This window comes from Flavobacterium sp. (genome assembly GCF_017985075.1).
Lineage (GTDB): Bacteria > Bacteroidota > Bacteroidia > Flavobacteriales > Flavobacteriaceae > Flavobacterium.
This window is the reverse complement of record NZ_JAGNYF010000004.1, coordinates 1-22,606: the sequence shown is the minus strand read 5'-3', so window position 1 is coordinate 22,606 and position 22,606 is coordinate 1. Positions and strand designations below refer to the sequence as shown.

The 22,606-nt window shown below is 32.0% G+C and carries 15 protein-coding genes and 2 tRNA genes; 12 read left to right on the top strand and 5 right to left on the bottom strand.

What is annotated here, in order from left to right:
* The first annotated feature begins 2 nt into the window (after positions 1 to 2).
* The 8 genes from KA468_RS01740 (at position 3) to pruA (ending at position 8,351) form a co-directional block, all read left to right on the top strand.
* A complete protein-coding gene (locus KA468_RS01740) occupies positions 3 to 1,361 on the top strand; it encodes a biotin/lipoyl-binding protein (protein WP_291241228.1) in 1,359 nt (452 codons plus the stop codon).
* Positions 1,362 to 1,368: 7 nt separating this feature from the next.
* The gene (locus KA468_RS01735; RefSeq protein WP_291241227.1) at positions 1,369 to 2,751 is read left to right on the top strand and encodes a TolC family protein; all 1,383 of its coding nucleotides are present in this window, start codon (positions 1,369 to 1,371) and stop codon (positions 2,749 to 2,751) included.
* Positions 2,752 to 2,783: 32 nt separating this feature from the next.
* Complete coding sequence (gene map / locus KA468_RS01730) at positions 2,784 to 3,602, top strand: type I methionyl aminopeptidase (protein ID WP_291241226.1); 819 nt, start codon at positions 2,784 to 2,786, stop codon at positions 3,600 to 3,602.
* An 80-nt stretch (positions 3,603 to 3,682) separates the two neighbouring features.
* The gene (locus tag KA468_RS01725) at positions 3,683 to 4,057 is read left to right on the top strand and encodes a GxxExxY protein (protein WP_291241225.1); all 375 of its coding nucleotides are present in this window, start codon (positions 3,683 to 3,685) and stop codon (positions 4,055 to 4,057) included.
* A gap of 60 nt (positions 4,058 to 4,117) precedes the next feature.
* On the top strand, positions 4,118 to 4,888 hold the full coding sequence (locus tag KA468_RS01720) for a class I SAM-dependent methyltransferase (protein ID WP_291241224.1): 771 nt from the start codon (positions 4,118 to 4,120) through the stop codon (positions 4,886 to 4,888).
* A 48-nt stretch (positions 4,889 to 4,936) separates the two neighbouring features.
* On the top strand, positions 4,937 to 6,178 hold the full coding sequence (locus KA468_RS01715; RefSeq protein WP_291241223.1) for a DUF5103 domain-containing protein: 1,242 nt from the start codon (positions 4,937 to 4,939) through the stop codon (positions 6,176 to 6,178).
* A gap of 44 nt (positions 6,179 to 6,222) precedes the next feature.
* Complete coding sequence (apaG, locus tag KA468_RS01710; protein WP_291241222.1) at positions 6,223 to 6,609, top strand: Co2+/Mg2+ efflux protein ApaG; 387 nt, start codon at positions 6,223 to 6,225, stop codon at positions 6,607 to 6,609.
* 116 nt (positions 6,610 to 6,725) lie between these two features.
* Positions 6,726 to 8,351: an L-glutamate gamma-semialdehyde dehydrogenase gene (pruA, locus tag KA468_RS01705; RefSeq protein WP_291241221.1), complete on the top strand. Its 1,626-nt coding sequence runs from the start codon at positions 6,726 to 6,728 to the stop codon at positions 8,349 to 8,351.
* 79 nt (positions 8,352 to 8,430) lie between these two features.
* Here pruA and katG read toward each other — a convergent pair whose 3' ends face one another.
* The 3 genes from katG to sppA all read right to left on the bottom strand — a co-directional run bounded on the left by katG (position 8,431) and on the right by sppA (position 15,376).
* On the bottom strand, positions 8,431 to 10,728 hold the full coding sequence (gene katG / locus KA468_RS01700; RefSeq protein ID WP_291241220.1) for a catalase/peroxidase HPI: 2,298 nt from the start codon (positions 10,726 to 10,728) through the stop codon (positions 8,431 to 8,433).
* A 166-nt stretch (positions 10,729 to 10,894) separates the two neighbouring features.
* A complete protein-coding gene (locus tag KA468_RS01695; protein ID WP_291241219.1) occupies positions 10,895 to 13,465 on the bottom strand; it encodes an AsmA-like C-terminal region-containing protein in 2,571 nt (856 codons plus the stop codon).
* Positions 13,466 to 13,603: 138 nt separating this feature from the next.
* A complete protein-coding gene (sppA, locus tag KA468_RS01690) occupies positions 13,604 to 15,376 on the bottom strand; it encodes a signal peptide peptidase SppA (protein WP_291241218.1) in 1,773 nt (590 codons plus the stop codon).
* Positions 15,377 to 15,631: 255 nt separating this feature from the next.
* Here sppA and folK point away from each other — a divergent pair, with 255 nt between their 5' ends.
* The gene (gene folK / locus KA468_RS01685) at positions 15,632 to 16,765 is read left to right on the top strand and encodes a 2-amino-4-hydroxy-6-hydroxymethyldihydropteridine diphosphokinase (protein WP_291241217.1); all 1,134 of its coding nucleotides are present in this window, start codon (positions 15,632 to 15,634) and stop codon (positions 16,763 to 16,765) included.
* A gap of 3 nt (positions 16,766 to 16,768) precedes the next feature.
* Here the strand turns inward: folK and KA468_RS01680 are convergent, their stop codons facing one another.
* Both KA468_RS01680 and KA468_RS01675 read right to left on the bottom strand, forming a co-directional pair.
* Positions 16,769 to 18,829 carry a T9SS type B sorting domain-containing protein gene (locus tag KA468_RS01680; RefSeq protein WP_291241216.1) on the bottom strand — a complete coding sequence of 687 codons (2,061 nt, stop codon included), beginning with the start codon at positions 18,827 to 18,829 and terminating at the stop codon, positions 16,769 to 16,771.
* Between the two features lie 29 nt (positions 18,830 to 18,858).
* Positions 18,859 to 19,395: an RNA methyltransferase gene (locus KA468_RS01675; RefSeq protein WP_291241215.1), complete on the bottom strand. Its 537-nt coding sequence runs from the start codon at positions 19,393 to 19,395 to the stop codon at positions 18,859 to 18,861.
* Between the two features lie 302 nt (positions 19,396 to 19,697).
* Here KA468_RS01675 and mutS point away from each other — a divergent pair, with 302 nt between their 5' ends.
* The 3 genes from mutS to KA468_RS01660 all read left to right on the top strand — a co-directional run bounded on the left by mutS (position 19,698) and on the right by KA468_RS01660 (position 22,600).
* On the top strand, positions 19,698 to 22,265 hold the full coding sequence (gene mutS, locus KA468_RS01670) for a DNA mismatch repair protein MutS (protein ID WP_291241289.1): 2,568 nt from the start codon (positions 19,698 to 19,700) through the stop codon (positions 22,263 to 22,265).
* Between the two features lie 134 nt (positions 22,266 to 22,399).
* Positions 22,400 to 22,472 (top strand) — tRNA-Gly (locus KA468_RS01665).
* Positions 22,473 to 22,514: 42 nt separating this feature from the next.
* Positions 22,515 to 22,600 (top strand) — tRNA-Leu (locus KA468_RS01660).
* Positions 22,601 to 22,606 lie beyond the last annotated feature (6 nt).

The window sequence follows — 22,606 nt, the reverse complement described above, 5'->3', positions numbered from 1 at the left end:
TTATGCTAAATATTTCAAATAAAAACAGCATTCCAACTTCTAATCTCGAAAAGCATAGTGCCGTACAACAACTTAATAATCCAAAACATTATAAAATACTGAATAAAATATTGGCTATTTTTTCAGTTGTATGTGTAATTACTATATTCTTACCTTGGACACAAAACATATCGGGTTCTGGTGCTGTAACTACCTTAAAACCTAATCAACGTCCACAAACCATTCAATCATTAATATCAGGAAGAATTGAAAAATGGTATGTTAATGAAGGTGATTATGTTGAAAAAGGTGATACTATTTTATTTATTTCGGAAATAAAAGAGGATTATTTAGATCCAAATTTGGTAGAAAATACAAAAAATCAAAGAGACGCTAAAGTTGATGCTGTAGCTTCATACGAAGGAAAAGTCGGTGCTTTAGGCTCACAAATGGATGCAATAAATAATGAAAGAAACTTAAAATCAAAACAGGCCAAAAACAAAATAAAACAAGCTATTCTTAAAATAAAAAGCGATAGTATGGATTTAGAGGCTATAAAAACTCAGATAAAAATTGCAAATACACAATTTAAACGTGCCGTTCAACTAAATAAAGAAGGGTTAAAACCGCTAACCGATGTAGAAGAAAAACGATTAAAACTTCAAGAGATAGAGGCAAAAATCATCACACAAGAAAATAAACTATTAAGCAGCGAAAACGAATTGATAAACGCACGAGTAGAAATTAGTCGAATTAATGCCGAGTATTCTGAGAAATTCTCAAAAGCACAAAGTGATCAATATACAGCACAAAGTAATAAATACGATACAAAAGCGCAAGTAAACAAATTGGAAAACCAATATCAAAATTACAAAATAAGAAATGGAATGTATTACATAACCGCACCACAAAATGGTTACGTAAACCGTGCATTAAAATCTGGATTAGGTGAAAATATCAAAGAAGGAACGCCGATTGTGAGTATAATGCCAGCAAAATATGATATTGCAGTAGAAACGTATGTTTCACCAAATGATTTTCCTTTGATTCAAAAAGGTGAAAAAGTACGAGTTTGGTTTGATGGATGGCCGACTATTGTCTTTTCAGGATGGCCAAATTTATCTTACGGAACTTTTGGAGGAAAAATCGTTGCTATTGAAAATTTTATTTCTGAAAATGGAAAATACCGAATTTTAATTGCACCAGATGAAGAAGACAAACATAAATGGCCAAAACAATTAAGCATAGGTTCTGGAGCACAAACTATGGCATTATTAAATGAAGTGCCAATTTGGTTCGAAGTATGGCGAACTCTTAATGGGTTTCCACCAAACTATTACAAAACAATTAAAGAAGAAAGTAAAGATGTTTCTGAAAAATAACACAAAAATGAAGACCTTTTATTTATTATTCTTTTTCGCTGTTAATTTTGTAAGTGCTCAAGTAACAAGTGAAATGTCCTTTAACGAATACTTAGGAATGGTGAAAAAATTTCACCCACTTGTTAAAATTGCCGATTTAGAAATTTCGCAAGCACAAGCAAATTTATTAATGGCTCGTGGTGCATTTGACCCAAAATTAGAAGCCGATTTTAACAATAAAGAATTTGGTGATAAAAAATATTTTTCCGTTTTTAATGGTGGATTTAAAATTCCAACTTGGTACGGAATTGAATTTAAAGGCGGTTTTGAAAGCAACGGAGGTTCTTTTTTAAATCCGCAAAACAACACACCAACAGATGGCTTAAATTATGCTGGAATTTCAATTCCACTACTACAAGGTTTTTTAATAAATCAGCGAATGGCCGATTTACGAAAAGCAAAAATAAATATTAATTTAAGTGTCGCTGAAAGAAAATTACAAGCCATTCAGGTTTTGCACCAAGCAGCTATTTCCTATTTTAATTGGAAAAAAAATTATGAAGAATTTACATTATACCATACCTATTTAAAAAATGCTGAAATACGATTAACCGGTATTAAAACCTTAATTGAACAAGGCGATAAAGCTGCAATTGACAGTGTAGAAGCAAATATTATCGTAAAAAATAGACGATTAAACAAAGAAGATGCACTACTAAAACTAACGAAAGCGCGTTTAGAATTATCTAATTTTTTGTGGACAAACAATGCCGTACCAATTGAATTAGAAGAAACTTTGTATCCAGAAATAAATTTATTTAAAAATATTCAGGAGTATTTGAATACAAACGAATTGAACTTAATAAATTTTCAAACAGAAAATCATCCAAAAATAAATGCGATTAACTATAAAATTAATATGCTTGAAGTGGACAGAAAATTAAAAGCCAATCAATTACTACCAACAGTAGATGTGGGCTATAATTATTTGTCAAACCCAAATCAATTTCAAGAATTCCGATTTCAGGATTATAAATTTGGAGTAAATTTTGCTTTGCCTCTATTTCTTAGAAAAGAACGCGGAAGCTTAAAATTGACCAAGCAAAAAATTGAATCGGAAAAATTTGGATTACGTTTTGAAAAAGAACAATTAATGAACAAAATTGAATCGCAAAAAGCCGAAATTCAATCTTTAAAAAGACAAGAAAATTTAATTACGGACTTAGTAAAAGACAATTCAACTTTATTAAATTCCGAAGAACGATTATTTAATATGGGTGAAAGTTCTTTGTTTTTAATTAATACACGAGAAAACAATTTAGTTCTGGCACAATTATCGAAAATTTCAATCGAAAATAGATTTTATGTTTCCAATGCCGATTTGTTTAAAACAATAGCAAATCCGGATTAATTTTTTACTTTTGCAGTCTCAATATCAAGAAGATGATTATAATAAAAACTGCAGAAGAAATAGAATTAATGCGTGAAAGTGCCCTAATTGTTTCCAAAACATTAGGTATGATTGCGAAAGAAATTAAACCCGGAGTTACCACACTATATTTAGATAAATTAGCCGAACAATTTATTCGCGACCACGGTGCAGAACCAGCATTTTTAGGTATGTACGGTTTCCCTAATTCGTTATGTATGAGTCCAAATACGCAAGTAGTGCACGGTATTCCAAACAACACTCCTTTACAAGACGGTGATATTATTTCTGTAGATTGTGGAAGTTTTAAAAATGGTTTTTACGGAGACCACGCCTATACTTTTGAGGTAGGAGAAGTGGCTGAAGAAACCAAAAAGCTATTACAAATTACCAAAGAATCGTTATACATTGGAATTAGAGAAACGAAAGTAGGCAATCGTGTGGAAGATATTGGATATGCTATTCAAACGTATTGTGAAAGTCATGGTTATGGTGTAGTTCGCGAATTATGCGGACATGGTTTAGGAAGAAAAATGCACGAAGATCCAGAAGTAGCTAATTACGGAAAACGTGGAAATGGAAAAAAATTAGTCAACGGAATGGTAATAGCTATTGAACCAATGATAAATTTAGGAACAAAAAACATCGTTCAACATAAAGATGGCTGGACAATCACTACAGCCGACAACAAACCTTCGGCGCATTTTGAGCACGATGTCGCTATCGTAAACGGAAAACCAGAATTACTATCAACATTCGCTTACATTTATGAAGCACTTGGGATAGTAAGTAATGAAGAAGACGGGTTGAGAGAGAAACCTTTGGTTTTATAATTTTAAAAAAAACACAGATTTCACAGATTAGCACAGAAAATTATGAGTTAATTTATTTAATCTTGGTTAAGAATAATTGTATGAATGAATTTTATTTAAAAGACGAAACTTATAAAATAATTGGTTTATGTATGGAAGTACATAAATATTTAGGAAAAGGGCATAATGAAAAAGTTTATGGTGATGCTTTAGAAATTGAATTCAAATTAAATAACATTCCATATATTAGAGAACATCAATACAATATTGAATACAAAGGCATTCAATTGTCAAGTTATTATTATTCCGATTTTACCGTTTATGATGAAATCATATTAGAATTAAAAGCAATACAAGAATTAACAAGTAGCGAAACAAAACAAGTTTTAAACTATCTTGCCGCTTCAAAAAACAAGATTGGAATTTTAGCCAATTTTGGTGAAGATAGTTTAAAATATAAACGTTTAATTTTATAAAATCAAATCAGTGAAATTTGTGAAAATCTGTGTTCATAATTTCTTTGTGAAACAACAATTATGAAAAAAATATTTAAATTTATACTGAATACCATTCCGCGTCCTATCTTAATTAGATTAAGTATTGTGGCACGACCAATTATTGCATTTCTTTTAAAAGGAAATAAATTTACAGATCCAATAGATGGAAAAAGTTTTCGTATGTTTTTGCCTTACGGTTACGGAACACAACGTAATAATGTATTATCGCCAAGTACTTTATCTTTAGAGAGACATCGTTTGTTATGGCTGTATCTTCAAAATGAAACTAACTTTTTTACTTCTACTGAAAAAATAAAAGTCTTACATTTTGCACCTGAACAAGAATTTTATAAACGTTTTAAAAAACAAACAAATTTAGAATATACAACTACCGATTTGCTTTCGCCATTGGCTGATGTAAAAGCTGATATTTGTAATTTACCATTTCAGGATAGCGCTTACGACATTATTTTGTGTAATCACGTTTTAGAACACATTCCTGATGACACAAAAGCAATGCAAGAATTATACAGAGTAATGAAACCTGGCGGAATGGGGATTTTTCAAATTCCTCAAGATTTAAATAGAGACGTTACTTTTTCAGATGATACAATTACGGATCAAAAAGAGCGTGCTAAAATATTTGGACAATACGACCACGTTCGAGTATATGGAAGAGATTATTTTGACAAATTAAGAACCATTGGTTTCCGTGTAGAAGAAGTAGATTATACAAATACAATTCCTTCTGATTTAGTAGAAAAATATTGCTTAGCAAAAGGTGAAATTATTCCTGTGGTATATAAATAATTATTTTTAGATTAGTTTTTATATCTTTATGAATTGAAAATAAAATCTATGAAGCAATTATTAAAAATCTTTATTGTATTAACTACAACTTTTGTGTTTTCACAAGAAAAAGAAGTAGTCCCACCTTATAATATTAAAACGGTAACTTTTTCGCAAAATGTAAACAATACCATTCCGTTTTTTAGATTGGGCGAAAATTTCGATTTACAATTTGATGATTTATATGGTAACGAAGCAGATTATTTTTACACCATTGAGCAATACAATTACGATTGGACACCAAGTCAATTACTTAAAAATGAATACTTAAACGGTTTAGATAATCAACGAATTCAAAACTATCAAAATTCGTTAAATTGTTTGCAAATTTACTCGCATTACACGTTGAGTTTTCCAAATAAATTCAATCAAATTATTAAAAGCGGAAATTATATTGTAAAAATTTTCGACGAAGATCAAGAAATTGTGTTTTCAAAAAAATTCATCATATACGAAGACGATACGGCTGTAGGCATTACAATCAGACGTTCTCGCGATATGGAAACCGTAAACAAAAAACAAAATATCGAATTTTTTATCGATTATAAAGATAAACCGTTACAAAACCCAAAGGAAAACGTAAAAGTTTCTATTTTTCAAAACGGAAAACTGAGTTCGGCTATTCATAACATCAAACCACAATATACAATTGGCACACAGCTCATTTACAGATATAATAAAGAAACCCAATTTTGGGCTGGAAATGAATTTTTAAATTTCGAAAACAAAAATATACGAGGGGCTTCTAACTCAGTTTTTAAAGTAACTACTGGCGATATTTACAACACCATTTTATACACAAACGAAGAACGAAAAAATAAAATTTACACCTATTTTCCTGACATAAACGGAAACTTTTTTGTGAATAATTTAAATGCTACACAAAATACAATTGAAGCAGATTATACTTGGGTGTATTTTGGTTTGGCTTCAGATGTAAATCCGTTAGAAAAATCAATTTATGTAACGGGAATGTTTAACAATTATCAGATTTCAGATGAATACAAAATGGAATACAATTCCGATACGAAAACATATGAAAAACCCATCTTACTAAAACAAGGATTTACAAATTATCAATACACCTTAGTAGATAAAAACGGAAAAATTGATGAACAAAATGCTATTGACGGCAATTTTTATCAAACCGAAAACGAATACATTGTTTTAGTATATTACCGTGGTGGCGCGGAACGTTACGATAGAATTATTGGAATAGGAAGAGCAAATAGTACAGAAATTAAGAATTAAATTACCACAAATTATTAAATACCTCTTTTTAATAAAAATTACAAATGGTTACTCAAATTACAAGTAATATTAAAATTTCGGTCAGTACAAATTACGAAGGCATTTACTATAAAGAGTATCAAATGTTGTATGCCTTTTCTTATCAAATCACAATTGAAAATTTAAGTTCAGATGTGGTGCAATTACAAGCTCGTCATTGGGAAATTTTCGATACACTAAACCACACAGAAACCGTTGATGGTGAAGGTGTCGTGGGACAAACACCAATAGTTGCTCCCGGTAAAAAATATGTATATTCCTCAGGCTGTATGCTAAAAGGAACTATAGGGGCTATGAATGGTTTTTATACGATGGCAAATTTTTCAAATAATACTTTTTTTAAGGTTCAAATTCCTACTTTTAAATTAGTTGTTCCCTTTGCCATAAATTAAACGAAACCAAATCTTCTGAAGGAATAATTTATTTTAGAATTCAATTTATCCTTTGTACTTTTGTCTAAGGTTTTTACTAAAAATCTAATTTGTCTAATAATCTAATAATCAAATACATGTTAAAAGGATTTTTTAATATACCAAAAGCGGTAAACGAGCCAGTTAAAGGCTACGCACCTAATTCTCCAGAAAAAACAAACGTTTTAGAAGCCTATAAAAAAATGTGGAATTCGAAAATTGATGTGCCTTTATACATCGGTTCAGAAGAAATTTTCACAGGAAATACCAGAAATATGTCGGCTCCACACGATCACCAACACATTGTTGGAACCTATCATTTAGCTGAAAAATCTCACGTAGAAAAAGCCATTTCAAATGCATTAGAAAGCAGAACAAAATGGGCAAATATGGCTTGGGAACAACGCGCTGCTATCTTTTTAAAAGCTGCTGAATTAATTGCTGGACCTTACCGAGCAAAAATAAATGCCGCTACGATGATTGCGCAATCAAAAACCATACACCAAGCTGAAATTGATGCTTCCTGTGAATTAATTGACTTTTTACGTTTCAACGTAGAATTTATGACGCAAATTTATGCAGACCAACCCGCTTCTAATTCCGATATGTGGAATAGAGTGGAATACAGACCTTTAGAAGGTTTTGTATATGCTGTAACACCTTTTAATTTTACAGCTATTGCGGCAAATTTACCAGCCAGTGCTGCTTTAATGGGAAATGTAGTGGTATGGAAACCAAGTGATAGCCAAGTATTTTCTGCAAAAATTATCATTGATGTTTTCAAAGAAGCAGGTGTTCCAGACGGCGTTATTAATGTTGTTTTTGGAGATCCGGTTATGATTACAGATACCGTTTTAGCGTCTCCAGATTTTGCTGGAATTCATTATACAGGTTCCACATTTATCTTCAAAGAAATTTGGAAAAAAATCGGGACTAACATTCACAACTATAAAACTTACCCAAGAATTGTAGGAGAAACAGGTGGAAAAGATTTCGTACTTGCACATCCTTCTGCAAACGTAAAACAAGTTACAACTGCGATTACTCGTGGTGCTTTTGAATTTCAAGGGCAAAAATGTTCAGCAGCATCAAGAGCTTACATTCCACAATCTATGTGGCCTGCAGTAAAAGAACAATTAATTATCGATGTGAATTCAATGAAAATGGGTTCACCAGAAGATTTTTCAAACTTTGTAACTGCTGTAATTCACGAAGGTTCATTTGATAAATTAGCAAGTTATATAGACCAAGCTAAAAAAGATACCGATGCAGAAGTTATTATTGGTGGAAATTACGATAAATCTAAAGGTTATTTTGTTGAACCTACAGTTATTTTAACTTCAAATCCGAAATACGCTACAATGGAAACAGAACTTTTCGGACCTGTAATTACAATTTATGTATATGAAGATGCGAAATGGGCGGAAACCTTAACTTTAATTGATCAAACTTCTGAATATGCATTAACAGGAGCTGTTTTAAGTACAGACCGCTATGCAATTGAAGAAGCAACCGTAGCCTTGCAAAATGCAGCAGGAAACTTTTACATAAACGACAAGCCAACAGGTGCTGTTGTTGGTATGCAACCATTTGGAGGAGCAAGAGCTTCGGGAACAAATGATAAAGCTGGATCTGCGCAAAACTTATTACGATGGGTTTCTCCAAGAACAATTAAAGAAACTTTCGTTACACCAGAACATTATAGTTATCCATTTTTAGGATAAACAGACAAACCTGTCAGGTTTATAATCCATAAAAAAAGCTGTCCAAATAGACAGCTTTTTTTGTTTGAATTTGATGGTATTATTTTCTTAAATCAAAACGATCTAAATTCATAACTTTTGTCCAAGCAGCCACAAAATCTTTAACAAATTTTTCTTTGTTATCATTTTGTGCATACACTTCAGCCAATGCTCTTAATTCTGAGTTAGACCCGAAAATTAAATCGGCACGAGTTGCAGTATATTTTGTTGCTCCAGAAGTTCTGTCTTTTCCTTCAAAAACTTCTTTCTTATCATCCATTGCACTCCAAGCTGTACTCATATCTAATAAATTAACGAAGAAATCATTTGTTAATTTGTCTTTTTGAGCAGTAAAAATACCGTGTTTAGATGCATCGTAATTCGCACCTAAAGCACGCATTCCTCCAACTAAAACTGTCATTTCTGGAGCAGTTAATGTTAATAATTGCGCTTTGTCAACTAATAACGCTTCTGTAGGTACTGTATATTGTGTTTTGATATAATTACGGAATCCGTCAGCCATTGGTTCTAAAACAGCCATTCCTTTAACATCAGTTTGCTCTTGAGAAGCATCCATTCTTCCTGGTGAAAAAGGAACTTCAACCGTCATACCTGAATTTTTAGCCGCAGTTTCGATACCTACATTTCCAGCTAAAACAATTAAATCCGCTAAAGAAACTTTTTTATCTTTAGATTTTGCATTGAAATTAGCTTGAATTTTTTCTAAAATTGGTAACACTTTATTCAATTGAGCAGGATTATTTACTTCCCAATTACGTTGTGGCTCTAATCTAATTCGTGCACCATTAGCACCACCTCTTCTATCTGAACCTCTGTACGTTGATGCCGAAGCCCAAGCAGTTGTAACCATTTCTTGAATAGTTAACCCTGAAGCAGCAATTTCAGCTTTTAAAGCCGTAATTTCTTTTGCAGAAACTACTTTATGATTTAAAACCGGAATTGGGTCTTGCCAAATTAAATCTTCTTTAGGCGCTTCAGGTCCTAAATAAGACGATCTTGGACCCATATCTCTATGTGTTAATTTAAACCACGCTTTCGCGAAAGCCAATTCAAATTCTTTTGGATTGTCATAAAAACGTTTTGAAACTTTTGCATATTCTGGATCAAATCTAAACGATAAATCCGTAGTTAACATCGTTGGAATATGTCTAATTGATTTATCAAACGCATCAGGAATAATTGCTTGTCCGTTTTTCGCAATCCATTGGTGTGCGCCTGCAGGACTTTTTGTCAATTCCCATTCGTTATCGTATAATATTTTGAAGAAACCATAGTTCCATTCTGTTGGTTTTGCTGTCCAAGTTACTTCTAAACCAGACGAAATAGCATCCGTACCTTTACCAGATTTATAAGTACTTTTCCATCCAAATCCTTGCTGCTCTATTCCAGCAGCTTCAGGATCTGCACCTACATTTGAAGCGGGACCTTTACCGTGCGTTTTTCCAAAAGTATGACCACCTGCATTTAAAGCTGTAGTTTCCTCATCATTCATTCCCATTCTTCCGAATGTTTCTCTAATATCTTTTGCAGCCAATAATGGATCAGGATTTCCAGCAGGTCCTTCTGGATTTACATAAATTAATCCCATTTGAGTAGCGGCTAAAGGATTTTCTAATTTTCCTTCAACACTTCTTGCGCTTTCTAAAAACTTACTCTCAGAACCCCAATATACATTGCTTTCTGGTTCCCAAACATCTTCACGACCACCAGCAAATCCGTATGTTTTGAATCCCATAGATTCTAAAGCTACGTTACCGGTCAAAATCATTAAATCAGCCCAAGAAATTTTGTTACCATATTTTTGTTTAATTGGCCATAATAATCGACGTGCTTTATCTAAATTTACGTTGTCTGGCCAACTATTTAAGGGTGCAAAACGTTGTTGACCTGCTCTTGAACCACCACGTCCATCTCCTGAACGATAGGTCCCGGCACTATGCCAAGCCATACGAATGAATAACGGTCCGTAATTTCCAAAATCAGCTGGCCACCAATCTTCTGATTTAGTCATTAAAACTCTTAAATCAGCTTTTAACGCTTCATAATCTAACGTTTGAAACTCTTTAGCATAATCAAAAGTACTTCCTAATGGGTTCGACTTTTCTGAATTTTGACGTAAAACTTCTAAATTCAATTGATTAGGCCACCATTCCTTGTTTTTGTTTACTTGACTACTTCCACTTTGCGAAGGTGTAGCAGTCATAGCTTGATACTCGGCACTTGCGTGTGCAGCATCTTTTGAAGCTGCTGTTTTTCCTGTTACTGGACAAGTTGCAGCTGGCTGGGCAAATGCAAAACTAACCAGGAATAAACTGGATGTTAATAGTATTTTTTTCATAATTAATAAATTTTAATTTTATCAAAGTTGATGAAAAAAATAATGAGTTTATCCTTTTATTAAATGTTATTTCTTATTTTAATATAGATTTTATCAATACTGTTTGTTTACAATCATCGAAATTAGTTATTGTTTATTTCGATGATTATAAATATGTTGCGAATAGTTAGTTTTTCTTTTTACCGAATAAACCTTTTAAACCGTCTTTTACAGCATTACCAACTTGCTCTTTTGTAGTTGTTTTTGTAGAATCTTTTGGTTTATTTCCATTTAAAATAGTAGTCAAAACTCCTGTTCCTTTTTGTACAAGTTTTTCTTTTTGAAGTTGAATCAACTGCGAAGCCACATTTTTTGATGCTTGTTGCACATCCGTGGTTACTTTTGGTGATTTGAAATTTCCTGCTAACAAAGCATTTACAGGAACACTTTCTATTTTTTTAGCATCAGCTGGAGTTATTTTTGCGAGTAATTTATTTACGTCATTTCCTAAATATTTTACCGGAACATCGAATTTCAAATTGTAATCCATATTCTGATCAAAACCGTGAGAACCTGCAATTTGAACTGAAATATCTTTGTGTTTTAAGATAAATGGCTTAACGGCTACTTTCCCGTTTTTAAATGATAAAACTGCTTTAACATCTTTCAAATTGATATCTTTCAAATCTAAAAATGTAGCTTTATTATCTAATTCTGTAAGCAATGCCGATTTATTTTTATTTAATGAACCTTGTAAAATATTCCCCATCAAATCTCCAGAAACACTTTTAACATCCGGGATCATATCTTGAGTTAAAAACCCATTTAATGTGATGGTTGAATTCATTTTTCCATTAATAACATCAGCAATAGGAGCAATTGCTTTTAAGGTATTTAGCATCGAAAAAGTTTGGCTAATATCAACCGCAGATAAACCCAAATCCAAATCAAAAGTGGGTACTTTGTTTTTTGTTGAAACCATTCCATTCACTCCTATTTTTCCTCCAAAAACAGCCATAGTTAGCCCCTTCAAATTTACAGCTTGGTCGCGAATAATTAAAGTTCCAGCAACATTTTTAAGATTTAAATTATCATAAATAACAGTAATTGCTTTCGCTGTTAAGGTACAATCTAAAAAACTTGGAATTTTTACTTGTTCAGTTGTTTTCTTTCCTTTATCATTTGTAGTTGTTGTAGGAGACATAAAATCTGCCACTTCAAATAAGGAAGAATTTAAATTGAAATTACCTTTTAAAATTTGGTTTTTAAACAAGAATCCATAAAAATTATCTAAACTTCCAGACACATTAATGTCCGATTTTCCGGTTTTAGCTTGCAGTTTATTTAAGGTAATTTTAGATGGGTTAAAAGTTAAATCGGCAACAGAAACACTTACAGGTTTTGCCATTTCTGGACCTGAATAATTGAAACCTGTTACATTAATATTTCCAGAGTTTTTAATATTTTGATATTGACTGTTTTCAACTGATTTCATATCAAAAGCCGTATTTACATCAGCTCTTAAAATCCCATTTAATGGTTTTTCTAATTTTACAGGATATGCTTTTGAAACATTTGCTAAATTGATTACTCCATTTAAAGCAGCATCAATATTTGGATTTTCAGTAAGATTTTTGATGTGAGCATTTGCATTAAAAACATCTTTATCAATTGCGAATGACAACTTATCTAAATCCACGAAAGTGTCGTTCATCAAGCCTGTTTCATTTACAATGTGCGTATCGATTGAAATATTTTTTACTGACTTTGGTAAATCTTTATATTTAAATGAAGCATTACTTGATAACATTTCAATATCAAAAGTAGGAACAGTTGTATCCGATAAATTGCCTTTTACTTTGCCTTTTACTTCAAATTTTCCAGACGTTTCAACATCTGCTAAATTCCCTGCATATGCTGCTGGAATTAATCCTAAAAAATTTTTAAAATCTGATGAAGGTGTATTAAAAGTTAAGTCATATACCTGACCTTTTTCAACCATTTGAATAAACCCATTAAAATTTAATGGCAACTGATTAATCAGTGCTTTGTTTTCTTTGAAAGTATATTTGCTATTCTTTAAATCGACACCTAAAATAGCTTCTAATGAAATCGGCACATTTCGCATAAAATTACTTTTATCCATATCAAAAGTAACTTTCGCAGTAGTTTTTGTATCTAAATCTAAAACCTCTTGTTCAAAATTTCCAGTTCCATCGTGATTGATGCTATCTAAAACCAATTTCATTTTAGAAGCAGCATCTTTGTAGGTGAATTTTAAATTTTCTACTTCATAATTCTGAATGCTTAACGCGAATGGTTTTTCTTTTTCATTGGTTTCATTCGCATCTTTTTTTATTGCGATATCGTAATTTCCAATTCCATCTTTATTAAAAAGAATATTTATTTTAGTGTTTTCGGTACCAATTGATTGAATGGTCATAGGCTCTTTTTCGCCATTAAACAATTCCATCATACTCATTTTTAAATCTATTTTCTCTGAATATACCAACGTATCGCCTTGAAAAGGAGCTTTATTAATCACACTCATTTTATCAAGTGTTACAGTGGCTTTTGGAAAACTTTTAAATAAATTTAAACTCACGTCTTCTAATGCAACCGTAGCATTTACATTTTTATTAATAGATTCAATAATTTTTGATTTGATTTTGTCTTTAAACAAAAAAGGCAAAAGCGCTAAGGCAATTACAACAGTCAACAAAGATATACCTGACCATTTTAAAACTTTTTTCAACATAAGGTTATTTTTTTGGGGTTTATTATAGACTACAAAGTTAGTACCAAACTTTAGAATTTAAAATAAAATTAGTGTTAAAAAAAACGCCAAACTAAAAAGAATGGCGTTTTTGTTATGTTTAAAATTAGAATGCAATGACTATAAATTCAGATGAAAAGGCAAAATCGCTTGTACCCCTTTTCTGTTCTGCAATACTTTTGATTTTTTAAGTAAATTATAATTTTCTTCACCCAATTCTTCTATCATCATAGTTTCTTTAGATTTGTAAATACTTGCTCCTGCAAATGCTTCAAAAACCTCATCAAAATCTTTTTTATATTCGGGATAATTTTCTGTTCTATAACTTTTAGTTTTTCCTAAAGTAGCCGCGTGAGCTATGGCGGCATCTAAATTTCCTAATTTATCTACTAAACCATTCTTGATAGCATCTGAACCGGTCCAAACTCTACCTTGTGCAATGGCATCAACTTGATTAAATGTCATTTTTCTTCCAGCAGCCACACGATTTACAAATGTTTTATAGATACGATCTACACCTTCTAATGCTATCTTTTTGTATTCTTCTGAAATCGGTTCGAAAATACTATACCCAACTGCATTTTTATGCGTTTGTACTTGTTCTGCATTTACACCGTATTTTGTAGCGAAACCGTGCACATTTGGCAACATTCCAAACACACCAATTGAACCTGTAATTGTTGTTGGTTCAGCAAAAATAGTGTTGGCATTACAAGCTATATAATAGCCGCCAGAAGCCGCTAAATTACCCATAGAAACCACAACAGGTTTTACTTTTTTTGTCAATTCAATTTCTCTCCAAATTAAATCGGAAACCAAAGCACTTCCACCTGGACTATCAACACGAAGCACTACTGCTTTTACATCATCATCTTCTCTTGCTTCTTTTAAAGAACGGTTGATTGAACCTTCGCCAATATAATCTACATCGCCTTCTCCCCCATTAATTTCGCCTTGAGCATAAATTACGGCAATGATATCGTCTTTTGTATAATCTTCTGATTTCAAAGTAGTAGTGGCCACATAATCTGTAATTGAAACCGACTCAATTTCTTCGTCTTTCGCTACTTTTAATTTAGATTTTAAAGCATCGTTAAACTCATCTTCATAAGCCACTTTATCAATTAATTTTTGCTCCAACGCCATTTCTGGAGTTCTTGCTAATAAATCAGTAGCAATTGCATTCAGTTGCGGTAATGAAACATTTCTGTTTTTTGCAATGTCTGAAACTATATTATCCCATACAGATTGAAGTAAAACCGTTACTTGTTCTCTATTTTCTTTACTAATTTCTTGCGCTAAAAAAGGTTCTACAGCACTTTTGAATTTTCCGTGACGAATAATTTCCATTTTTAAGCCTGTTTGGTCTTGGAAATTTTTATAAAATAACATTTCTGTTCCTAACCCTTTAAAATCCATTTCTCCAGCAGGATTTAAATAAATAGCATCTGCAACAGAACTAATGTAATATTCTTTTTGAGAAAAAACAGTTGCGTAAGCCATTACAAACTTCTTTGATTTTTTAAAATCTTCCAGTTTGTCTCTCAACTCTTTACTTTGAGCCAATCCTAAATTTGACTCGTTATTTACAATAGTTATCCCTTTAATTTTATCATCACTTTTTGCAGCATCAATAGCATTTAAGACTTCGATGAAACCCACTTTGTCTTTATCTAAAAACAAACTACTAAATGGACTATCCGAATCATATTTACCCGAATAATCAAAATTAATTTTGGATAAATCTAACTGAATTACCGAATTGTCTTTTACTTTCACTTCATCTTCTCCGCTACCTATTAAAGCGCCAAGCCCTATTAGGAAGAAAAAACTTAATAAAACAAACAAAAACAATCCTACAATTGTTGCAAATACATTCTTAAAAAAATTCATAATTAATCATATTATTTACACATATGTAGTAATTTAAATAAAAATGTTACATTTCGATTTAAAAAAATTCAAAATTATTAACTTATTTGAAATAAATTTTGAAATAAATTAAGTTAAAAGCAATACAACTTTCAATCTAACTTTTATAACCCTTGTTCATAAATAATTGCTTTTTGTGAAGTATAAATGTAAATTTGTTTGTTAATTTGTTGAAATAAAAAACTCCATTAAAAGCCAAATTTGTTTTTACAAAATATGAAATCACAAAATACAGTATTACTTTCTTTAGGAACAAATATGGGCGATAAATTGGAAAATTTGCAAACGTGTATTTCGGTTTTACATAAAACAGTGGCTACCGTAATTAAGGTATCAAATGTATATGAAACTCCTGCTTGGGGCTTTGAAGGAGCTTCATTTTATAATTGTGCAATTGCAATACATACGCATAAATCGGCACAAAAATTACTAAATGAAATTATAAAAGTAGAAAAAAAATTAGGCCGAATTAAAACAAATTCAACCCAATACGAATCAAGATGTATTGATATTGATATTATTGCTTTTAATGATGAAATTATTGAAAGTGATACTTTGAATATTCCTCATCTGCACGTACAAAACAGAAAATTTGTTTTGTTTCCGTTACTGGATATCGCACCAAAATGGAAACATCCAAAACAAAACCAAACTATTTCTGAAATGCTTATTTCTTGTGAAGACACTTCGGAAATTACTACCGTTGGAACGTTAAAAAACCCAATAAACAATCTTACATTAAATCAATTAAATTATATTGCTATTGAAGGAAATATTGGTGCAGGAAAAACTACATTAGCCACTAAAATTGCTGAAGATTGCAATGGCAAACCTATTTTAGAACGATTTGCTGACAATCCGTTTTTACCAAAATTTTACAAAGATCAAAACCGATATGCCTTTCCTTTAGAAATGTCATTCTTAGCAGATAGATACCAACAATTATCCGATGATTTGGCACAATTTGATTTGTTTAAAGATTTTATAGTTGCCGATTATCATATTTTTAAATCGCAAATATTTGCAAAAGTTACTTTGCAAGAAGATGAATTTCGTTTATACAAAACGATGTTTGATATAATGTATAAAGAAATGCCTAAACCAGATTTATATATTTATTTATATCAAAATACCGACCGGTTATTAGCCAATATAAAAAAACGTGGTAGAAGCTATGAACAAGATATTTCTTCTAATTACTTAGAAAAAATAAACCAAGGATATTTAGAATATATAAAATCGCAAAACGATATTAATGCTTTAATTATAGATATTTCTGAATTGGATTTTGTGAAAAATCAAGAAGATTACATTTATATTTTAAATGAAATTCAAAATAAAATAAACTAAAATTTATCTTTTTAGTGAAAAATGACCTTTTACTTCTGAAGTATTATTCCCCAAATTAGCCACAAACCAATAATCTGAAGAAGAAACGCTTTCTCCATTTAATCTTCCATCCCAATGCGGATTTTTAGTAGTTAAAACTGTAATTAGTTGTCCATATCTATCGAAAATTGCTATCGTTGCGTTAGGAAATAGGTTCATACCGTTTATTTTCCAATAATCGTTAAATCCATCCGAATTTGGTGTAAAAAACTTCGGATAATCAATCACTACAAAATCTTCATAATCGTAACCACAATTTGTTCCAATTTCTTTAACATAACAAGTATAAACTCCGCCTACAATAAAATTAAAAATAGGTGAACTTTGAAAGTGGATATTATCTAAAGAATATTCATAAATTCCTGTCCCTATTATACTTATTTCAGCAGTCAATCCTTCCACTTTTATAAAAGTAATTTCTGGTGCCGTATTTTCAATAACGGTAAAATTCTTCGTTAAATTGCAATTTAGTGGTGTCGTTATTACAACTGAATACGATCCTGCTGAAGCAATAGCGCAATTTTGAGCAGTTGCTCCTGTAGACCATAAATAAGATGCTCCTGAAATTCCAGATTGTAGCGTAACAGAAGTGTTCTCACAAAAAATAACTGTTTCGTCAACCACAGTTGGAGCTGGCACAACCTGAACTGGAATTGCTATTCTGTTAGAAAGACAACCATTGTTTATGGCTTCAATATAATAAGTTGTAGAAGTGCTTAAGTTAGGTGTCGTAAAAGTCGTTCCTGTAAAAATTGGTGTCAAACTTGTATTGGAATCGTACCAATTAATAACCCCTAATGAAGTATTCGCTTGTAACGTTGTATTTGTATTTTGACAAACAGGATTTGGAGTTGTAAAAACAATTACTGGCACGGGTTTAATTGTAGCTGTAACTTGCACTCTATTTCCTAAAGTACACCCTACCGGAAAAGCATCTACATAATAATCAGTAGTCGCATTTAAAACAGGAATATTGAATGAATTTCCTGTAAAAATTGGTGTGCCTCCAGTTGGTGCCGTGTACCAATTAATACTTCCAATATTTGATGTAGCTTGTAAAGTTATGGCGCCACTTCCACATCTTGAAGCATTTGTTACATTAGTAATAACAGGAATAGTAATAATTGAAGTTGTAGAAATTTGTAAAACAGGATCACCAGGCATACCACCATATTCTACAATATATCCTTTAGGTTGATAATTACCGCTTGAGGCACCAACATTACTTAAATCATTCCACGAACCAGGTTGCCCTATGCCTGGTGCTGTGACATGAGCATAATCTTCTTCACCTTGGTTGTTGGGTTCGTTTGCATTCCAAAAAGCAAAACTTGGCGAACTACCATTTACAGCGCCATTCCAAAATGTAGTGCCAAGCTCTGGACCTGTAACCCATTTCCAAACGCCTTCATTCGCTTCATCTGAACCTCCAATCCAACCTGCGCCAGAAGCTTGAACACCAGATATTTGGACTTCATCTGTTGAGGTAATGGTCGCCAAATAACCTTGTAAACCATAATAAGTTGAAGCAGCTGCTGCATTTTTCGCATTTGTCCAACTAATCCCAGTATTAGGAATATATTGATAGTAATGATTTGTTGATTCTAAATAATTTGCTTGTCCGACTGTAATTGAAAAAATACGTTGTCCGCTTGGATTGACAGCTGAATTTGTAAAAACCACCGATTCAATAGCGGCTTTAAATTGCAAATAAGTAGGATCACCATTTACGCCACTTAAAGTTAGTTTCCCTTCTGTAGCATTCCAAGAAGAAGTTATCGTAGGATGAATTCCGGTTAGTGTTAAAACATCTTGTCCAAAAACATAACCAGAAGAAATTTGAATGTAAATAGCTGCAATTCCAACATCGTCAGTATCTGTAATCGACATATTTGTAACAATTGGCAAAGAAGTTTGCGGACAATATACTTGATTTCCTGTAGCTAGAAGTATAGGTGCTGCATTTTGTGCAACTGCAGTAGAAAATAAAAAAATCGTAATAGATGATATAATAATTTTAATCATCTTTCAAAGGTACAATAAGAAAATAAAAATTATTTATTTTTTAACAATTTTTGAAATAAATCCCAAATTACAATTCCAGCACTTACTGAAATATTCAATGAGTGTTTGCTTCCCAATTGTGGAATTTCTATAACACCATCTGAGGCATTAATAGCTTCTTGAGAAACACCTTTTACTTCATTACCAAAAATTAATGCATATTTTGTTTCAGATTCTGGTTGAAAATCATCTAACATAATTGCATTTTCAGTTTGCTCAATAGCATATATTTTGACATTTTCTGCTTTTAATTTCGCTACAACTTCTAATATATCTTTCGCGTATTCCCAAGTTACTGTATCTGTTGCACCTAAAGCCGTTTTATGAATTTCCTTATTTGGCGGAACAGCCGTAATACCGCATAAATAGATTTTTTCAATCAAAAATGCATCCGAAGTTCTAAAAACTGAACCAATATTATGTAGACTCCTAATATCGTCTAACACAATAATTAATGGTGTTTTTTTTGCTTCCGCAAATGCTTCTTTACTTATTCGATTTAATTCGGCGTTGGCTAATTTTCTCATCTTGCAAAAGTATAGATAATTTTCAATTCGTCAATGTGTCGATGTGCCAATTTTGATAAATAAGTGCACAGATGAAACAGATTTTTGACATACTTGTTTTTCAACACAGATTGAAGAAATTTTTAAAATTTATATAATTTTTTAGATCTGTGTTCCAAACTTTTCAACTTAAAATTGAATTTTGAGATTCTAATTGCTATTGAATTTTGAATTTACTAACTTCGCCTTCACTAAATTTTTACGTTGTGGCTAAGAAATCAGCATCCGAAATAAAAGATTCTACTCCAAAAGTATCTCCGTTAATGCAGCAATACAATACCATTAAGGCAAAATACCCTGATGCGTGTTTGTTATTTCGTGTGGGCGATTTCTATGAAACGTTTGGAGAAGATGCCATTCGAGCTTCGAGAATTTTAGGCATTACCTTAACCAAACGTGGAAATGGAAGTGAAAGTGAAACCGCTTTAGCAGGATTTCCGCATCATTCTATTAATACGTATTTACCAAAATTAGTCAAAGCTGGATTACGAGTTGCCATTTGTGATCAATTGGAAGATCCGAAAATGACAAAAACTATTGTAAAACGAGGCGTTACCGAATTAGTGACTCCAGGAGTTTCTTTTAACGATGATATTTTACAATCGAAATCCAACAATTTTTTAGCAGCTGTATTTTTAGGTAAAAAAAACAATGGTATTACCTTTTTGGACGTTTCAACTGGCGAATTTTTAACGGCTGAAGGAAACGAAGAATACATTGACAAATTATTACAAAATTTTAGACCGAGTGAGGTTTTAGTTTCAAAACAACAAAAAGCAGATTTTAAACAGCATTTTGGAGAAGATTTTCACGTGTTTTACTTAGAAGATTGGATTTATAAAGAAGATTTTGCTTTTGAAAGCTTAACCAAACATTTTCAAACGAATTCATTAAAAGGTTTTGGTATAGATGATTTCAATGAAGCCGTGATTTCTTCAGGTGCGATTTTATATTATCTATCAGAAACGCAACACAATAAAATTCAACATATTACAAACATTCAACGAATTGCAGAAGACGCTTATGTTTGGATGGACAAATTCACAATTCGTAATTTAGAATTATATCATAGTTACAATCCTAATGCGGTAACTTTAATTGATGTGATTGACAAAACACTTTCGCCAATGGGTTCAAGATTATTGAAACGTTGGTTGGCATTGCCGTTGAAAGACATAAATAAAATTAAAGGCCGACACGAAGTAGTAGCGTATTTAAAAGAAAATTCAGAAGAATTACAAAAAATTCAATATCAAATAAAACAAATTTCCGATTTAGAGCGTTTAATTTCTAAAGTAGCCACCGGAAAAGTTTCTCCAAGAGAAGTCATTCACTTAAAAGATTCGTTAGAGGCTATTATTCCGATTAAAACGTTGGCGTTGCAATCTAAAAACGAAGCTCTAAAAACCATTGGCGATAGTTTGCATTCTTGCGAATTGTTACGAGAAAAAATAGGAACAACTTTAAATCCTGATGCGCCAGTAGCCATTAACAAAGGAAATGCCATTGCAGTTGGAGTAAACACAGAATTAGATGAATTACGAACCATTTCTTCTACTGGAAAAGGCTTTTTAGAAGCGTTGGAAAAACGCGAAAGTGAGAGTACAGGAATTCCTTCCTTAAAAATATCGTTTAATAATGTTTTCGGATACTATATTGAAGTACGAAATACGCATAAAGACAAAGTGCCTTCGGAATGGATTAGAAAGCAAACATTAGTAAATGCAGAACGATATATTACAGAAGAATTAAAAGAATACGAATCGAAAATTTTAGGTGCAGAAGATAAAATTTCGCAACTTGAAAGTATGTTGTACGAACAATTGGTCAATTGGATGGCTACATATATCAAACCCGTTCAGTTAAATGCAGCATTAATCGCTCAAATAGATTGTTTACAAAGTTTTGCACAAATGGCAGTTGAAAATAAATATGTGCAACCTGAAATAGATGAATCATTTGATTTAGAAATTAAAGAAGGAAGACATCCTGTAATTGAAAAACAACTTCCGGTAGGAACGCCTTACATATCAAATGATGTTTTTTTAGATAGAGAAACTCAGCAATTAATAATGATTACAGGACCAAATATGTCTGGAAAATCAGCAATTTTACGACAAACGGCTTTGATTGTATTACTTGCGCAAATGGGAAGTTTTGTCCCTTCAGCACAAGTACGAATGGGTGTTGTAGATAAAATTTTTACGCGTGTAGGTGCAAGTGATAACATTTCGATGGGAGAATCTACTTTTATGGTAGAAATGAACGAAACGGCTTCTATTTTGAATAATATTTCCGATAGAAGTTTGGTGTTATTAGACGAAATTGGAAGAGGAACCTCAACATATGACGGTATTTCAATCGCTTGGGCTATTGCCGAATATTTACACGAACACCCAAGTAAATCCAAAACACTTTTCGCAACCCATTATCACGAGTTAAATGAAATGGAAGCGATTTTTACGCGTGTCCAAAATTTTAATGTTTCTGTAAAAGAATTAAAAGACACCGTTTTATTTATTAGAAAATTAGTAAAAGGAGGAAGCGAACATAGCTTTGGTATTCACGTAGCAAAAATGGCTGGAATGCCACAAACTGTGATTCAAAAAGCACAAAAAATATTAAAAAAATTAGAGAAAGACCATTCCGGAGAAGCCCTAAACGGAATTAGAGCCGAAAAAGAGGAATTGCAATTGAGTTTTTTTAATTTAGATGATCCATTATTAGAAGATCTTAAAGAGGAAATTATGAATATTGATATCAATACGTTAACTCCGGTTGAAGCATTAATGAAATTGAATGAAATAAAAAGAATGTTAACGAAAAAATAAAATAATATAACTTTTTCACTTTCAAATCATTAAAAAAAAGATTGTACATTTTTATTAAAAGTACTTGTGAGAATAAAAATATGTACTATATTTGCACTCGCAATACGAAAGAATTGCAACGTTCATTAAAAATTGCGAAAATAGCTCAGCTGGTAGAGCGCGACCTTGCCAAGGTCGAGGTCGCGGGTTCGAGCCCCGTTTTTCGCTCAAAAAATAAAAATACCAATTATTGTGTTTACACAATAAAATGCTTGAGTGGTGGAATTGGTAGACACGCTGGACTTAAAATCCAGTGGGTAGTAATGCCCGTGCGGGTTCAAGTCCCGCCTTGAGTACTAAAA

Bases quoted from the DNA above. Each gene is read 5' to 3' on its own strand.
- KA468_RS01720 (WP_291241224.1), top strand. From the start codon at position 4,118: ATGAAAAAAATATTTAAATTTATACTGAATACCATTCCGCGTCCTATC.
- KA468_RS01740 (WP_291241228.1), top strand. From the start codon at position 3: ATGCTAAATATTTCAAATAAAAACAGCATTCCAACTTCTAATCTCGAA.
- KA468_RS01735 (WP_291241227.1), top strand. From the start codon at position 1,369: ATGAAGACCTTTTATTTATTATTCTTTTTCGCTGTTAATTTTGTAAGT.
- folK (WP_291241217.1), top strand. From the start codon at position 15,632: ATGAAATCACAAAATACAGTATTACTTTCTTTAGGAACAAATATGGGC.
- KA468_RS01725 (WP_291241225.1), top strand. From the start codon at position 3,683: ATGAATGAATTTTATTTAAAAGACGAAACTTATAAAATAATTGGTTTA.
- KA468_RS01715 (WP_291241223.1), top strand. From the start codon at position 4,937: ATGAAGCAATTATTAAAAATCTTTATTGTATTAACTACAACTTTTGTG.
- KA468_RS01675 (WP_291241215.1), bottom strand. From the start codon at position 19,395: ATGAGAAAATTAGCCAACGCCGAATTAAATCGAATAAGTAAAGAAGCA.
- map (WP_291241226.1), top strand. From the start codon at position 2,784: ATGATTATAATAAAAACTGCAGAAGAAATAGAATTAATGCGTGAAAGT.
- pruA (WP_291241221.1), top strand. From the start codon at position 6,726: ATGTTAAAAGGATTTTTTAATATACCAAAAGCGGTAAACGAGCCAGTT.
- KA468_RS01695 (WP_291241219.1), bottom strand. From the start codon at position 13,465: ATGTTGAAAAAAGTTTTAAAATGGTCAGGTATATCTTTGTTGACTGTT.
- katG (WP_291241220.1), bottom strand. From the start codon at position 10,728: ATGAAAAAAATACTATTAACATCCAGTTTATTCCTGGTTAGTTTTGCA.
- apaG (WP_291241222.1), top strand. From the start codon at position 6,223: ATGGTTACTCAAATTACAAGTAATATTAAAATTTCGGTCAGTACAAAT.
- mutS (WP_291241289.1), top strand. From the start codon at position 19,698: ATGCAGCAATACAATACCATTAAGGCAAAATACCCTGATGCGTGTTTG.
- sppA (WP_291241218.1), bottom strand. From the start codon at position 15,376: ATGAATTTTTTTAAGAATGTATTTGCAACAATTGTAGGATTGTTTTTG.
- KA468_RS01680 (WP_291241216.1), bottom strand. From the start codon at position 18,829: ATGATTAAAATTATTATATCATCTATTACGATTTTTTTATTTTCTACT.